At 72.6% G+C, this 15,373-nt stretch carries 15 protein-coding genes; 12 read left to right on the forward strand and 3 right to left on the reverse strand.

The features are described 5' to 3' along the window. The first annotated feature begins 147 nt into the window (after positions 1 to 147). Positions 148 to 816, forward strand: a complete 669-nt coding sequence (locus tag ACIRU3_RS15670; protein ID WP_404056424.1) for a response regulator — start codon at positions 148 to 150, stop codon at positions 814 to 816. A gap of 80 nt (positions 817 to 896) precedes the next feature. Further along, a complete protein-coding gene (locus ACIRU3_RS15675; protein ID WP_404056426.1) occupies positions 897 to 1,670 on the forward strand; it encodes an SDR family oxidoreductase in 774 nt (257 codons plus the stop codon). 60 nt (positions 1,671 to 1,730) lie between these two features. Here ACIRU3_RS15675 and fabG read toward each other — a convergent pair whose 3' ends face one another. The 3 genes from fabG to ACIRU3_RS15690 are packed head-to-tail and all read right to left on the reverse strand — an operon-like array spanning position 1,731 to position 4,532. Then, on the reverse strand, positions 1,731 to 2,492 hold the full coding sequence (gene fabG / locus ACIRU3_RS15680) for a 3-oxoacyl-ACP reductase FabG (RefSeq protein ID WP_404056428.1): 762 nt from the start codon (positions 2,490 to 2,492) through the stop codon (positions 1,731 to 1,733). Positions 2,493 to 2,520: 28 nt separating this feature from the next. Continuing rightward, positions 2,521 to 2,910 (reverse strand): PPOX class F420-dependent oxidoreductase, encoded by a 390-nt coding sequence (locus ACIRU3_RS15685; protein WP_404056430.1) that lies wholly within the window; start codon positions 2,908 to 2,910, stop codon positions 2,521 to 2,523. A 35-nt stretch (positions 2,911 to 2,945) separates the two neighbouring features. Next, the gene (locus ACIRU3_RS15690) at positions 2,946 to 4,532 is read right to left on the reverse strand and encodes an FAD-dependent monooxygenase (RefSeq protein ID WP_404056432.1); all 1,587 of its coding nucleotides are present in this window, start codon (positions 4,530 to 4,532) and stop codon (positions 2,946 to 2,948) included. Between the two features lie 222 nt (positions 4,533 to 4,754). On the opposite strand from ACIRU3_RS15690, the gene dmpI reads away from it, so the two are divergent. From dmpI to ACIRU3_RS15740, 10 genes are all read left to right on the forward strand, one after another. Then, the gene (dmpI, locus tag ACIRU3_RS15695) at positions 4,755 to 4,937 is read left to right on the forward strand and encodes a 4-oxalocrotonate tautomerase DmpI (protein WP_404056434.1); all 183 of its coding nucleotides are present in this window, start codon (positions 4,755 to 4,757) and stop codon (positions 4,935 to 4,937) included. A gap of 125 nt (positions 4,938 to 5,062) precedes the next feature. After that, positions 5,063 to 6,100 carry a phosphotransferase family protein gene (locus tag ACIRU3_RS15700; protein ID WP_404056436.1) on the forward strand — a complete coding sequence of 346 codons (1,038 nt, stop codon included), beginning with the start codon at positions 5,063 to 5,065 and terminating at the stop codon, positions 6,098 to 6,100. Between the two features lie 45 nt (positions 6,101 to 6,145). After that, positions 6,146 to 7,360: an acyl-CoA dehydrogenase family protein gene (locus tag ACIRU3_RS15705; protein WP_404056438.1), complete on the forward strand. Its 1,215-nt coding sequence runs from the start codon at positions 6,146 to 6,148 to the stop codon at positions 7,358 to 7,360. A gap of 158 nt (positions 7,361 to 7,518) precedes the next feature. Next, positions 7,519 to 8,808, forward strand: coding sequence for a beta-ketoacyl-[acyl-carrier-protein] synthase family protein (locus ACIRU3_RS15710; RefSeq protein WP_404056440.1), 1,290 nt, complete (start codon positions 7,519 to 7,521; stop codon positions 8,806 to 8,808). Then, positions 8,805 to 10,709 carry a CoA-transferase gene (locus ACIRU3_RS15715; RefSeq protein WP_404056442.1) on the forward strand — a complete coding sequence of 635 codons (1,905 nt, stop codon included), beginning with the start codon at positions 8,805 to 8,807 and terminating at the stop codon, positions 10,707 to 10,709. The genes ACIRU3_RS15710 and ACIRU3_RS15715 overlap by 4 nt, the downstream gene beginning before the upstream one ends. 103 nt (positions 10,710 to 10,812) lie before the next feature. Beyond that, complete coding sequence (locus tag ACIRU3_RS15720) at positions 10,813 to 11,790, forward strand: ketoacyl-ACP synthase III (protein ID WP_404056444.1); 978 nt, start codon at positions 10,813 to 10,815, stop codon at positions 11,788 to 11,790. A 48-nt stretch (positions 11,791 to 11,838) separates the two neighbouring features. Further along, positions 11,839 to 12,507: an HAD-IA family hydrolase gene (locus ACIRU3_RS15725; protein ID WP_404056446.1), complete on the forward strand. Its 669-nt coding sequence runs from the start codon at positions 11,839 to 11,841 to the stop codon at positions 12,505 to 12,507. A 41-nt stretch (positions 12,508 to 12,548) separates the two neighbouring features. Further along, positions 12,549 to 13,559: an AfsA-related hotdog domain-containing protein gene (locus ACIRU3_RS15730; RefSeq protein ID WP_404056448.1), complete on the forward strand. Its 1,011-nt coding sequence runs from the start codon at positions 12,549 to 12,551 to the stop codon at positions 13,557 to 13,559. Further along, positions 13,549 to 14,580 carry a ketoacyl-ACP synthase III family protein gene (locus ACIRU3_RS15735; protein ID WP_404056450.1) on the forward strand — a complete coding sequence of 344 codons (1,032 nt, stop codon included), beginning with the start codon at positions 13,549 to 13,551 and terminating at the stop codon, positions 14,578 to 14,580. Before ACIRU3_RS15730 ends, ACIRU3_RS15735 begins: the two co-directional genes overlap by 11 nt. After that, positions 14,577 to 15,362, forward strand: coding sequence for an SDR family NAD(P)-dependent oxidoreductase (locus ACIRU3_RS15740; protein ID WP_404056452.1), 786 nt, complete (start codon positions 14,577 to 14,579; stop codon positions 15,360 to 15,362). Before ACIRU3_RS15735 ends, ACIRU3_RS15740 begins: the two co-directional genes overlap by 4 nt. Positions 15,363 to 15,373 lie beyond the last annotated feature (11 nt).

Consider the following 15,373-nt stretch of genomic DNA (forward strand, 5'->3'; position numbering starts at 1 on the left):
CGCTAGGCGGAAGGCACCGAAACACATGGGGACAGGGTCCCGAAAGAGACATTCGAGAGGCACCTTCGCGCCATTTTCCGGATGGTTCGCAGGGGCCCGGGACTACGTTCTTTCTCGTCCCGCACCCACCCGTGGAAAGGAGGGGCGATGGCACAGGACGACGCGACGGCCTCGCTGTCCCGGCACCGCGTGGCGGTGGTGGCCGATCCGTTCCCGATCTCCCGGACGGCGGTTGCCTCACTGCTGCGGCACTCCGGCGCCCTCGACGACGCGCACGAGGCCGACAGCCGGCCCGGCGCGCTGGAGCTGGTGCGCCGGATGCGCGCCGACCTGCTCGTCACGGACGTGGACCTGACGGGCCGCGGCGACGGCGTCCACCTCTGTCACCAGGTGAAACAGCTTGCCCGGCCGCCGTCGGTGCTGGTGTTCACCGGCGCCGACGACCCTGCCGTGGTGGCCGCCTGCCTGACCGGCGGCGCCGATGGCTTCGTGCACCGCTCCGCCTCCCCGGAGCGGCTGGTGCACGCCGTGGAGACTCTCGCGGTGGGCCGGCCCGTCTGGTATCTGCGCGGGCAGCCCGAGGAGACACCCGCCTTCGCCGGGCACGGGCAGCCCGGGGTGCCGGGGATGACCGCCCGTGAGCAGCAGGTGCTCGGACTGCTGCTGGGCCGCTATTCCAATGACGAGATAGCGGCCGAACTGCATGTGGCCCGGCAGACCGTCAAGAACCATGTGAGCAATGTGCTGCGCAAACTCGGCGTGGCCAACCGCAGGGAACTGCTGGCGAGTCAGGGAGCGGTGAACCGGGCTTCATGAAACGCCCGCCCGCTCCGTTTTCCCGCTGGGCCCCGCCCTTTCACCGCTCCGCTTTTCTCACTCACCGGAGGTAACTCACCGTGACCATTTCCGTTTCCCGTCCCCGCTTCCAGGGCCGGGTCGCCCTTGTCACCGGAGCCAGCCGTGGCATCGGGCTCGCCGTCGCCGAGCGGCTGGTCGCGGAGGGTGCCCGGGTCTGCCTCACGGCCCGCTCCCCCGAGCCGCTGGCCGAGGCGGTCACCCTGCTCGGCGGTGCGGAGCACGCCCTCGCGGTGGCCGGCAAGGCCGACGACCCGGCCCACCAGGCCGAGGCGGTCGCCCGCACCCTCGAGGCCTTCGGCCGGCTCGACGTCCTGGTCAACAACACCGGGATCAACCCGGTGTTCGGGCCTGTGCTTGACCTGGACGAGCAGGCGCTGCGCAAGGTCTTCGAGGTCAATGTGCTGGCCGCGCTGGGCTGGATGCGCCGGGCCCGGGCGGCCTGGATGGGCGGGCACGGCGGTGCGGTCGTCAACATGACGGCGGTCGCCGGGCTGCGGCCCGCCGAGGGCATCGGCGCCTACGGTGCGAGCAAGGCCGCGCTGATCCACCTCACCGAACAGCTCGGACAGGAACTCGGCCCCCGTATCCGCGTCAACTCCGTGGCCCCGGCCGTGGTGAAGACCCGGTTCGCCGCCAAGCTGTACGAGGAGCGGGAGCAGGAGGTCGCCGCCGGCTACTCCCTGGGCCGTCTGGGCACCCCCGAGGACATCGCCGGCGCGGTGGCCTATCTCGCCTCCGACGACGCGGCCTGGGTGACCGGGCAGACCCTCACCGTGGACGGCGGGCTGATCGCTTCCGGTGGCGGTGTCTGAGCAACCGCCCGAAGGGGGCCGGTGCCTCGGGCACCGGCCCCCTTCCCGTGCGCCCGCCGTTCAGCAGAGGGGGCCGCCGGCGACGTACAGCACCTGGCCGGAGACAAAGCCGGACCGCTCGCCGGCGAGGAACGAGACGGCCTCGGCGACATCGTCCGGGGTGCCGACCCGGCGGACCGGGATGTCGGCGGCGCAGCGCTCCTGGAACTCCTCGAAGGTGATGCCCATGCGGGCGGCGGTCGCGGCCGTCATCTCGGTGGCGATGAAGCCGGGCGCGACGGCGTTGGCGGTGATGCCGAACCGGCCGAGTTCGATGGCGAGGGTCTTGGTGAAGCCCTGCAGGCCGGCCTTGGCCGCCGCGTAGTTGGCCTGGCCACGGTTGCCCAGTGCGGAGGACGAGGAGAGGGTGACGACCCGGCCGTGACCGGCGTCGACCATGTGCTTCTGGACGGCGCGGGTCATCAGGAAGGCGCCGCGCAGATGGACGTTCGAGACGGTGTCCCAGTCGGCGACGGTCATCCGGAACAGCAGGTTGTCGCGGAGCACGCCCGCGTTGTTGACCAGGACGGCGGGCGGGCCGAGTTCCTCGGCGATCCGGGCGACGGCCGACTCGACCTGCCGCTCGTCGGAGACGTCGGCGCCGACCGCGAGAGCCCTGCCGCCGTTCTCGGCGATCCGCCGCACGGTCTCGGCGCCGGAGGCGGTGTCCAGGTCGAGTACGGCGACGGCATGGCCGTCGGCGGCCAGGCGTTCGGCGGTGGCCGCGCCGATGCCGCGGGCGGCACCGGTGACGACGGCGACCCGCTGCGGAGTGGTGGACATGGTGGTGCTTCCCTTCAGGGGGCGTCGGTCACTGGTGGGTGGCGTGCTGCGGGCGCAGGCCCAGCAGGACCCGGTACGGGGCGTCGGCGATGGGGCGTTCGAAGCTCATGCCGTAGCGGGCGGCGAGCGCGAAGAAGCCGTCGGTGGAGGAGTCGTCGACGATCTCCTCCACCGTGCCGCGCACCTCCAGATAGCGGTAGGGCTGCTCGGGGTCGTTGACGGAGAGGGTGGCCTGCGGGTTCTTGGTGATGTTGCGGTATTTGAAGCGCCGCTTCTCGGTGGTGAACCACAGCAGTCGGCCGTCCCAGCTGAACCAGACGGGATTGACCTGCACGGTGCCGTCCGCGCGCAGGGTGCCCAGGTGGCCGAACAGGGGGCGTTCGAGCAGGTCGACGTGGGATTCGGGGATCACGGACATGGGGAAACCTCCAGAGGTGGGACGGTCGTTCAGGCTCAGGTGTGCTGCGCGAGCGCCGTGCGCAGCCAGTCGCGCACCGGGCCGGCCCCGTCGCCGGCGCCGCACACGGCGACATAGCCGTCGGGGCGGCTCAGGGCGAAGGTGCAGCGGCGGTCGTCGCGGCGCAGGTACGGCGTGGCCGGCGGGTCGTCGGACAGGGCGTGGTGGGTGGTGTCCAGGTGACGCACGTCGATCAAGTCGCCGTAGATGTCCCTGAGTTCGCCGGCCAGGCGGAGCGCATCGGCGGGTACGGCGGTGTCGGCGGGAGCGGCGAGGAGGAGGGTCAGGCGCAGGTCGTCCAGGGCCACCCGGAGCGGGGTGCGGCGCTTGGTGCGCTCGTCCCACACCGGCCGGTCGGGCACGAGGCCGCCGGTGGTGAACCCGCCGGTGGTGCTCTTCGGGCCGACGGCCATGCCGTCGCGGTAGACGGTGGTGAGGCCGGCCAGTCCGGGTACATAGCCGACGTTGAAGAGCCGCAGTGCGGACGCGGCGCGCAGGGCAGCGTCGCGCAGGGCCACATGGCGGCGCTTGACCGGGGTCCAGGCGCGGGTCTGCAGGTCGGCCTGGCGGATCACCGTCCGGGCCACCTGGCCGCGTTCGGCGGCGTAGCTGTCGAGGAGCGGGTCGCCGGCCCGGCCGCCGTGCGCGAGGGCCAGCTTCCAGGCGAGGTTGTGGGCGTCCTGCACCCCCGTGTTGAGGCCCTGCCCGCCGGCCGGGCTGTGGATGTGGGCGGCGTCACCGGCGAGGAAGACGCGCCCCTCGCGGGTGCGCCCGGCGTGCCGGGCGTGCACCGCGAACCCCGCGGTCCAGGTCGGGTCGACGAGCCGCAGGCCGCCCGGTCCGCGCTCGTCGACCAGGCGCTGCAGCAGCGGCAGATCGATGTCCTCGCGTGCGGTGCCGGGCGGGGCCGCGGTGAACACCCGGAACCGTCCGCCGGGCAGGCCGACCAGGACGACGATGCCTTTGGGGCCGCAGTAGTAGTAGTTGGCGTCGTGCACCAGCGGGCCCTCGACGCGTACGTCGGCGAGGGCGAACAGGTTCTCGTAGGTGCTGCCCTCGAAGGAGATGCCGAGCAGTTCGCGGACGGTGCTGGCAGCCCCGTCGCAGCCGATGACATAGGCGAACTCCTCGCGCACCTCGGTGCCTTCGGGGCCGCGCAGGGTCGCATAGGCCGCGTCGGGGTGCTGTTCGAGGGCGACGAGCTCGGTGTCCCACTCGGCCTTGCCGCCCGCACCGGCCAGCGCCTCGGCGAGCAGCGCCTCGACGTCGGGCTGGGGCAGTGTCACCGGCCTGGTGCGCCGGTCGAATCGGACCCGGGCCACCTCGCGGCCCAGCGAGTGGTAGCGCAGGGACTCGATGGGCAGGCCGTACTCCTCGATGCGGGCGCCTCCGCCCAGCCGGCGCAGCAGCTCGAGCGTGCGGGGCCACACAGCGAGGGCCTTGGTCAGCGGGGAGGGGCCCGAGGAGCGGTCCACACAGCGCACGGGCACGCCGCGGCGGAGGAGTTCGGTGGCGGCGGTCAGCCCGACGGGGCCGGCTCCGACGACGAGAACGGGGCGGTCTTCTGGCTGCGTCACGGTCATACCCCACATGGGAATCCGGAGTTCTTCTGGCACGGGTGCCGCCGAATCTAGGCGGGAATACGGCAGGACCGGCGGGCGCGTGTTTCCAAAGAGACATGCCGGGGGTGCCTAGGGAGCATTTCCCTTGTTGTCCGTCCCGGGGCGCTCATAACGTTCTGGATGTGCCGAGGCAACCGGCACACACAGCAAGAATTCCCCCCTCGAAATTCCCTGGAGGAAGAAATGCCGATCGTGACCGTTCAGCAGGGTCCGCGCGACGTCGAGCTGAAGCGTGACCTGGTCGCCAAGATCACGGACGCCTTCGTCGACGCCTACAAGATCCCGGCGGAGACGGTTCAGGTGTGGATCCACGAGGTCCCCACGGACAGCTGGGCCGCCTCGGGCAAGCTCATCGCCGACAGCTGAGCCCCCCCCTGTCGCTTTCCCCCCTTCCCCCTCCCCCTTTCCCCCATTTCCCCCTGTGCCTCGGTCCCGGACGCCCCTTCGGCGCCGGGACCGAGGCGCTTCACCGCGAACAGGAGTGAGAGCACGTGCCGGACACCATCACCGCCGCCGACGGCGTCGACACCGGCCGGCTGGCCGCGTGGCTGGACGCACACCTGCCCGGCCGGGGCCCCCTGGGCGCGGTGCGGCCGCTGGCCGGCGGACGGTCCAACCTGACGTACCGGATCGACTGGGGCGGCCGCACCCTGGTGCTGCGCCGCCCGCCGCTCGGGCATGTCCTGGCCACCGCGCACGACATGGCCCGCGAGCACCGGGTGCTGACGGCGCTGGGCCCGACCGGGGTGCCGGTGCCGCCGACGTACGGGCTGTGCACCGACCCCGAGGTGCTCGGCGCGCCCTTCTACCTGATGGGGCTGGCCGAGGGCAGCACCTACCGCAGCGACGAGGACCTCGCGCCGCTCGGTGCCGGGTCGGCGCTGCGCACCACGCACGCGCTCGTCGACACCCTCGCCCTGCTGCACGCCGTCGACCCGGTGCGGGCGGGGCTCGGGGACTTCGGCCGCCCCGAGGGCTTCATGGCACGGCAGGTCGCCCGCTGGCGCCGCCAGTGGGACGCCTCCCGCATCCGGGAGGTGCCCGGCGCCGACCCGCTCAACGACCGCCTCGCGGCGAACTGCCCGGATTCCGGGACGGTCGCGCTCGTGCACGGCGACTACAAGCTGGACAACGTGCTCTTCGACCGGGCCGACCCGGGCCGGGTGACCGCCGTCCTCGACTGGGAGATGTCCACGCTCGGCGATCCGCTGGCCGACCTGGGGATGCTGTGCATGTACTGGGACGGCTTCGCCGGCGTCGACCGTTCCCCCGTGGCCTCCCCGGGCGCGCGGCCCGGCTGGCCCGGCCGCCGCGAGGTGGTGGAACGGTACGCCGCCCACAGCACCGTCGGTCTCGAACGCCTCGGCTGGTACACCGCGTTCGCCTTCTACAAGCTGGCCGCGATCCTCGAGGGCATCCACTGCCGCACCGTGCGGGGCCTGACCGTCGGCGAGGAGTCCGCCGACCTGGCAGCCGCCGTGCCCCTGCTGGTCGAGCGCGGGCACGCGGCTCTCGACCAGGCCGACTGACCAGGCCGACTGACCACGCCGCGAAGCAGACAACGGAGACAAGCAATGGACTTCGCCTACGACGCCCGCACCGAAGAACTGCGGGACCGCATGCGCGCCTTCCTCGACGAGCACGTGCTGCCGGCCGAGCCCGTCTTCCACGCCCAGCACGCCACCGGCCACCCGTGGGGCCGCCCACCGGTGCTCCAGGACCTCAAGGACGAGGCCCGCCGGCAGGGCCTGTGGAACCTCTTCCTGCCCGACGACCGCTTCGGTGCCGGGCTGACCAATCTGCAGTACGCGCCGCTCGCCGAGATCACCGGCCGCAGCCCCTTCATCGCCCCCGAGGCGGTGAACTGCGCCGCCCCCGACACAGGCAACATGGAGGTACTGGCCCTCTTCGGCACTCCCGGGCAGCAGGACCGCTGGCTGAAGCCGCTGCTGGACGGCGCGATCCGGTCCGCGTTCTGCATGACCGAGCCGGAGGTCGCCTCCTCGGACGCGGCGAACATCGCCACCCGGATCCGCCGGGACGGGGACTCGTACGTCGTGAGCGGCCGTAAGTGGTGGTCGTCCGGGGCGATGGCACCCGAGTGCGAACTGCTGGTGGTGATGGGCAAGACCGATCCCGACGGCCCCCGTCACCGGCAGCAGTCGATGATCCTCGTGCCCCGGGACACCCCCGGTGTGCACATCAAGCGGGGCGTACACGTCTTCGGCTACACCGACGGGCCGCACGGCGGGCACGGCGAGGTCGTCTTCGAGGACGTACGGGTGCCTGCCGAGAACCTGATCGCGGGCGAGGGCGACGGGTTCGCCATCGCGCAGGCCCGGCTCGGGCCCGGCCGGATCCACCACTGCATGCGGCTGATCGGCATGGCCGAACGCGCCTTCGACCTGATGTGCGAGCGGGTGAGCCGGCGGGTCGCGTTCGGCCGGCCGCTCGCCGAGCAGGGCGTGGTGCGCGAGTGGATCGCCGAGGCCCGCGTCCGTATCGAGCAGGCACGGCTGCTGGTGCTGAAGACGGCGTACCTGATGGACACCGTCGGCAACAGGGGCGCCCACACCGAGATCCAGGCCATCAAGATCGCCGTACCGTCCATGGCCGAATGGGTCATCGACAAGGCGATCCAGGCGCACGGCGGCGGCGGGGTCTCCCAGGACTTCCCGCTGGCCGAACTGTGGGCCCACGCACGGACGCTGCGGCTGGCCGACGGCCCCGACGAGGTGCACCGGGCCTCGCTGGCCAAACGCGAACTGCGCCGGTACCCGGTGAATTGATAATCCGTTTCCCGAACCGCCTCTCCCCCGGGAGAGGCGGTTTTTCTGCGTTCCCGCCCGGTACCGGAAGTACCGCAGTACCCCGAGTACCGAGTACCCCGTTATTCGGTACCCGACGGCCCATGCCGCCCGATCCACCGGCTTCTACTGTTTTTCCCATGACGGAATTCGAGCGAATAACCGACGACCGCGACGACCGGATCGTAGTCACCGGAATCGGCGTCGTACTCCCCAACACCTTCTCGGTCGACACGTTCTGGACCAATGTCTCCCAGGGCCGTTCCCAGGTGGGCCGGCTCACCCGCTTCGACGGAGCCGAGGCCGGACTGCCGGTGCACGCGGCCGCCGAGATCAACGGCTTCGACCACCACGGCTTCCTGCCGGAACTCACCGACGCGCACGCCGCCAAGTACTCCCGCGAGATCCTGATCGCGATGTCCGCGGTGGCCGAGGCCCGCCGCGACGCCGGACTCGGCGACGGCGTCGTGGACCCGCGCAGGCTCGGCGTCATCATGTCCTCCTCGCGCGGTCCGTTCGCCTGGTGGCGGGACGTCCTCACCGGCGCCGACCCGAACGCCTTCGGCGACAAGGGCGCGATGTTCCGCGGCCTGCCCGGCTGCCCGGCCACCCTGTCCGCCATCTACAACGGCGCCCAGGGCCTGGTCACCACGGTCAGCAACGCCTGCGTCGGCGGCCATCAGGCGATCCAGCTGGCGCTCGGCGAACTGCGCTCCGGCGCCGCCGACGCGATGCTGGTCGGCGGTCACGAGTTCCCGATCGTGCCCGAAGTCGCCGCCTGCTACCGGGCGATGGGCCACGGTGTGCTCTCCTCCGAACGCGACGAGCCGAGCCGCGCGGTCCGCCCGTACAGCGCCTGCCGGGAGGGCTTCGCGCTCGGCGAGGGCTCGGTCGTGCTGTGCCTGGAGCGCGCCACCGCCGCCGAGGCGCGCGGCGCCCGGGTGTACGCCGAGATCCTCTCCGCCGCCTCCCTCAACGAGGCCGCCCACCCCACCACCATGGACCTGACCGGCAAGGTCACCGCGTCGGTCATCGAGGACGCGCTCACCGCGGCCGGCCGGTCCGCGGACGACGTCGACTACTTCTGCGCCCACGGCACCGCGACCCGCTACAACGACATCGCCGAGTCCCGCGCCCTGCGCGCCCTGTACCCCGAGCGGACCCCTGGCGCCCTGCCGCCCCTCAGCTCCAACAAGCCGATCTACGGCCACACCTTCGGCCTCGCCGGCATCATCAACGTGGCGGCGACCAGCCTGATGGTCCATCACCGGACCCTCGCCCCCACCATCAACTTCACCACGCCCGATCCCGAGTGCGATCACGACCATGTGACCGAGGGCGCCCGCGAGGCCGAGGTCGATCTGGCGGTCTCCATGTCGTTCGCCTTCGGCAGCCAGACGGCGGTCGTCGCGGTGGGAGCCCCGTCATGACCGGGCCGCTGATCGCGCGTGACGTCGACGATCTGGTACGACGCCTGGTCCGCCCCGGCGACCACGTCCACCTGGCGGGCACACCGTCGCGCCCCAACGCCCTGACCTACGCCCTGTGCCGGGTGTTCGGTGCCGACGGCCACCTCACGGTGTCCACGACTGCCGTCCACTCCTCGGCCCACGCCCTGGCCCTGTCCGGTGTCGCCGACAAGGTCATCGCGGGCTTCGCGGGCGACACCTACCCCTCGCCCCGCCCCAACCCCCTCTACGCCGACCTCGCGCAGGGCAAGCCCTTCACCTTCGAGGCGTGGTCCCTGCTCTCCTATGTCCAGCGCCTCATCGCGGGCGCCCAGGGCGTCCCGTACGCGGTCACCGGCTCCCTGGCCGGCACCGACCTCGCCGACGGCAAGCCGGACGAGCTGCACCTGATCCCCGACCCGGCCGCCCCGGAACGCGAGATCACCCTGGTCACGGCCCTGCGCCCGGACGTCACCCTGGTCCACGGCGTGGTCGCCGACGAGGACGGCAACGTCGCCCTGGTCCCGCCCCTCGGCGAGGGCGCATGGGCGGCGTACGCGGCGAAGCGCGGGGTGATCGCCTCGGTGGAACGCATCGTCACCCGCGAGGAGATGCGCGAGATCGCCGACCGCGTGGTGATCCCCGGCCAGCGAGTCCTGGGCCTGGCGGAAGCCCCGCTGGGCGCCCACCCCCAGTCGCTCCGCACCGCCCACCTCGCGGGCGTGGAAGGCTACTTGGACGACTACGCCTTCCTGGAGGAGACGGTCGAGTCCTGCCACGGCCCCCACCGGGGCGCCGACTGGTACGAGAACTGGGTCACCGGCCCCGGCTCCCACGAGGCCTACCTGAGCCGCCTGGGCCAGGCCCGCCGCACGGACCTCACGGCGCCTCTCCGCCCGGCGAAGGACACCACGTCCGACTACGAGGCCGAGATAGAGGCGTGGGCGGAGATCTACCGCTGCGAGCGGGAGGCGGTGGACCGGGCGCTGCGCGCTGCGGGCGCCCACGTCCAGCGGCCCGAACCCGTCGCCGCCGACGGCGGGTCCGCCCCGCAGGGGCCGCCCGCAGCCCACGGCGAACACCGCACGGGCGCTGCGGGTGAGACCGCTTCCGCCGCCGGCGAAGCCGGGGCGTCCCGGCAGGAACGCCTGATCGTCCTCGGCGCCAGAGCAGTGGCGGACCAGGTCAGAAGGCACGGCTACGACACCCTTCTCGCGGGTATCGGCACGTCCCACATGTCCGCCTGGCTCGCGGCCGAACTGCTGAGGGCGGGCGGCCACGAGGTCAGGGTCGTGGCGGAACTGGGCATGTACGGCTTCTCACCGGACCCGGGAGACGTCTACCTCTTCAGCCTCCGCCACGCCCGGCGCAGCGAGATGCTCGCCGGCATCCCCGAGATCCTCGGCGGCATGGTCGCGGCCAACCCCCGCGCCCTCGGTGTCCTGGCGGCCGCCGAGATCGACGAGTCCGGCACGATCAACACCAGCCGCACGACGGACGGCCGCTGGCTCACCGGCTCCGGCGGAGCGAACGACATCGCGTCCAGTACGGACTGCGTGGTCATCGCCCCGTCCTCCCGCCGCCGCTACGTGGAGCGCGTGTCCTACCGCACCAGTCCCGGCCACCGAGTCCGCGAGGTCGTCAGCGACTTCGGCCGTTTCACCCGCCCGACCCCGCAGGAGCCTCGCTTCCGCCTCGCCACGTGGCTGCCCGCGGAGGAGGCAGCCGACAGCGCGGAGGACATGCGCAGGCAGGCGGCCGAGGCCGTGGCCACCCGCACTTCCTGGACGGCGGACGTGAGTGACGTGACCCCGGAAAAGCCGGTGTCCGAAGAGGAGCTGGCCCTTCTCAGGTCCCTCGACCCGGACGGCCGCTACCGCTGACCGCGCCGACGGCGCGGCACCCGCACACCGCACGCGCCTGCCCGTTCCCGCGCCGTCCCACCCCCGCCCCAGCACGCATTCCACCACCCGAGGAGCTTCCACCATGCACGCACGCACCGAAGGCCGTACCTGGACCGGCAGCGGTCTGCAGTTCACCGGCCTCGGCCACTACTTCCCCCGGCTGCGGCGCAGCCACGAGGGCGAGGTCACCCTGGACGGGCGGACGTACCCGCCCGAGGCCGCCGCCGAACTCGGCGTGCGGAGCCTGCACGTCGCCGACGAGGACGAGACGATCGAGTTCATGGCGGTCGAGGCCGTCAACTCCGCGCTGGAGAAGGCCGGCCGGGAGGCCGGCGACCTCGACCTGGTGGTGCTGGCCAACTGGACGGACCGCCAGTGGATCCCGGAGATCGCCCCCGGCGTCGCGGCCGCCCTCGGCGCACACGGCGCCCTCGCCTTCGACGTCTGCGGCGCCTGCACCGGCTTCGTGCACGGCGTGCAGACCGCGGCCTCACTGCTCACCGCGCACCCGGGCTGGCGGCGCGCGGTCGTGGTGGCCGCCGACCGGTTCACCCGCCGCGCCCGCCCCGGCACCCGTGGCCAGCTGGTGTTCGGTGACGCGGCCGGCGCGGTCGTACTGGAGAAGGGCGACCCGGACGACCCGAGCGGGCTGCTGGACTCGGTCCTCGACTGCGACGCCGCCGAGGCCGACACGGTCGCGGCCCGCGCCCCGGAGGGCTGGCTGCGCCCCAAGCCCGAGCTGATCGACCTCGCGGTCTCCTCCAGCCTGCGCGTCGCCGACAACGTGCTGACCCGCAACGGCCTGAAGACCTCCGACATCGACTGGCTGGTGCCGCACCCGGGCAACAACGCCATCCACGCCGGTGTCCGCGACGGCCTCGACCTGGACCCGGCCCGTTTCCTCACCAACTTCCCCGAGCGCGGCAACACCGGCTGCGCCTCGATCCCGATCGCCCTCTCGGAGTTCTCCGAGAAGGGCCTGCTCAAGAGCGGCGACCTGGTGCTGTCCACCGCGGTCGGCTCCGGCTGGTACTACGGCGGGCTCCTCTACCGCCTCTGATCCCGCCGCTGATCCGCACCCCATCCGACCTCACGCGAAGGACCCACCATGACCACCCCTGCACCGCTCGCGATCTGGACCGACTTCGGCGGCGTGCTCACCCCGCCGGTCAGCGTCACCTTCAACGAGTTCGCCGACCGGACCGGCGTCCCGATGTGGGCGCTGAAGGAGGCGATGCGCATCGTCGGCGAGAAGTACGGCACCGACCCGATGGGCGCCATCGACATCCCGCTGATCGACGAGGCCACCTGGTCGAGCGAGCTGGAGGACGTGCTCGGCGGCACCTTCGGCGTCGTCGCCGACCTGGAGAACTTCGGCGACCGCTGGTTCGCCGGCCGTCCGGCCAACACCCTGTGGATGAAGCACCTGGAGGAGTTCCGGTCGCAGGGCGCGTTCGTGGGCCTGCTGTCCAACCTGCCGCCGTCCTGGGAACGGCACCGGCGGTTCATGGCCGACGACTCCCACTTCGACTCCGTCGTCTGCTCCCACGCCGTGGGTTCCCGCAAGCCCGAGCCGGAGATCTTCCGCATCGCCGCCGAACGGGCCGGTCTGGAGCCGGACCGGTGCGTGCTCGTGGACGACCTGGAGAAGAACGTCGCCGGTGCGATCGCGGCGGGCTGGCAGGCCGTGCTGTTCCACGACGCGGAGCAGGCCGCCCGCCAGGTCCAGGGACTGCTGGACGCGGCCAGCCCCGCCCACGCCGCCGCACCCCGCTGACCGCCCGCGCACACCCCGGAACGACCGAAGGAAGAACCGACATGACCGTCCTGCCGCTCCCCCGCTCCACCGCCGGCCCGACCGGCACGCTGACCACCCAGCGCACCCTGGCCCGCCACCTGGTGCATCGCTCGGCGCTCGCGGAGGTGTTCCTGACCGACTTCCAGTCGGTCGACGAGCACACCTTCCGGGCCGCCGCCCAGCTCCCGCCGCGCCACTTCTACTACGGCGACCACACCGGGCGCCCCGCCGCGCACGACCCGCTCGCGGTCTTCGAGGCCGTGCGGCAGATGCTGCTGTGCGCGATGCATCTGCAGCACGACGCAGGATCGGACACCAAGTCCATCACCGCCACCGCCACCATGGACATCACCGACGTCCGGCCGCTGCGCGTGCGCGGCGCGCTGGACCTGGCCCTTGAGGGTTCGGTGGACCTGGCGAAGAACTACCAGGGCGCCGTCTCACGGGTGGTGCACCGGGTGCGGGTGCTGGCCGGCGGGCGGGAGGTCGGCGTGATCACCGTGGACACCGCGCAGCGGCCCGACGACGTGTACGAGAAGCTGCGGATGAGCCATCGCGCCGGCCCGCCGCCGTACTCCGACACGCTGCCCGGCCGTCCCGACGGGGTGGCGCCGCCGCCGTGGCTGGTGGGCCGTGAGCGGGCGGAGAACGTCGTCCTGGAGGACGCCCGGTCGGACGGGGAGGCGCTGGTGTGCCGGCTGCGGGTGCCGGTGGACCACCCGAGCATGTTCGACCACGCCCAGGACCATGTGCCGGGCCCGGTGATGATGGAGGCCGCGCGGCAGGCGTCGCTGCTGCTGGCCGCCGAGCGCGAGGGCGTCTCGCCCGGATCCTCCTGGCCGGCGTACATGGGAGCCGAGTATCTGCGCTTCGCCGAACTGGACTCCGACATCACCGTGGTGACCCGTCGGGCCGCAGACGGACCGGGCCGGTCCACGGATGTGGCGTTCGTGCAGCGGGGCGAGGAGGTCGCGCGGATGCGGGTGCGGCTGGACAGCACCCTGACGGCCGGAGCCGGCGATGCGCGTTGACCCGCCCGTCTACCTCTGTGCCCCGGACCGGGTCCTGGGAGAGCACGCCCAGCCGGTGACGGAAGCGGTCTCCGGTGCGCTCCTCGACGCGGCCACCGCGGGCAAGTACGGCTACACCGCGCTCCGGGTCAGCGATCGTGCGCCGGTGGAACTGGCCGAGCTGTCCGCCGCCCGCACCCTGGCGGCCGCCGGGGTCGACCCGGCCCGGGTCGGCCGGCTGCTGCACGCGTGGACGTACCACCAGGGCCACGAGTTCTGGTCGCCGGCGCACTACATAGCCGACCGGATCGGCGCCCGTGCCGCGGAGCCGGCCGGGGTGCAGCAGATGTGCAACGGCGCCATGGCCGCCGTGGGGCAGGCGGCACGCGACCTGCTGGCCGACCCGGCGGCCGGACCGGTGCTGGTCACCACCGCCGACTGCTTCCCGGCCCCCGGCTTCGACCGCTGGGGCGGCGACTACGGCGTCTGCTACGGCGACGGCGCGACCTCGGTGCTGGTCACCCGGCAGCCGCACGGTCGTGCGGTGCGCCTGCTGTCGACGGCGACGGTGGCCGTGTCCGCCCTGGAGGGCATGCACCGGGGCGACGCTCCGTTCGCGCCGGCCCCGCTCAGCGGGGTCAAGACGCTGCTGCCGAAGGCGGCCAAGAAGGAGTTCCTCACCGCCCGCCCGGACCTGCCGTTCGGCCCGGTCGCCCGGGACGCGGTCACCGGTGTGCTCGCCCGGGCCCTGGCCGATGCGGGTGTCTCGGCGCACGACCCGCGGCTCCGGGCGGCCGGGCTCCCGCGGCTGGCCCGGCACGTCATGACGGACGCCTACGAACCGGCGTTCCGCGAGGTGTGCGCGGCACCGGTCGTCCGGTTCGGCACGGACACCGGCCATCTGGGCGCCGGGGACGCCGTCGCCAACCTCGCCGATCTGCTCGACCGGGACGACACCCGCCCCGGTGATCTGCTCGTCCTGCTCAGTGCCGGTGCCGGGTTCACCTGGTCGGCCGCGATCGTGGAAGTGGAGTCCCGATGAACGACCACACCTTCGACGACACCGATCCCACGGACCTGTTCCGGGTCGACGGCCAAGTCGCGATCGTCACCGGCGCCTCCAGCGGCATAGGTGCGCACATCGCCCGGGTGCTGACCGCGGCCGGCGCGCGGGTGGCGCTGGCCGCCCGCCGCGAGGCCCCGCTGAAGGAGCTCGCCGACCAGCTGCCCGGCTCGCTCGCCGTTCCGTGCGACGTGACCCTGGCCGAGGACCGGGAGCGTCTCGTCCGCACGGTCACCGAGCGGCTCGGCCCCGCCGACATCCTGGTCAACAACGCCGGCCTGTCGGAGACGGTTCCGGCGGAACGGCAGTCGGTGGAGACCTTCCAGAACATCCTGGCGGTCAATCTGACGGCGGTGTTCGCCCTCAGCACGGCCGTCGGCACGGGCATGCTGGAACGCGGCCGGGGCTCCATCGTCAACATCGCCTCCATCTACGGCCTGGTGGCCAGCGGCACCCTGCCCCAGGCCGCGTACACCGCGAGCAAGGGCGGGGTGGTGAACCTGACCCGCGAGCTGGCCGCCGAGTGGGGCGCACGCGGGGTGCGGGTGAACGCCCTGTGCCCCGGATGGTTCTGGTCGGAGATGACGGAGCCGATGCTCTCCTCCGAGAAGGGCCGCTCCTGGGTGGAACGCCGCACCCCGATGCGCCGCCCGGGCCGCCTGGACGAACTGAACGGCGCCCTGCTGTTCCTCGCCTCGGACGCCGGCTCGTACGTCACCGGCACGGCACTTCCGGTGGACGGCGGCTACGTGGCGCTGTAGCGGCCGGCCAC

Source organism: Streptomyces sp. NPDC101151, from assembly GCF_044768335.1.
Classification (GTDB): domain Bacteria; phylum Actinomycetota; class Actinomycetes; order Streptomycetales; family Streptomycetaceae; genus Streptomyces.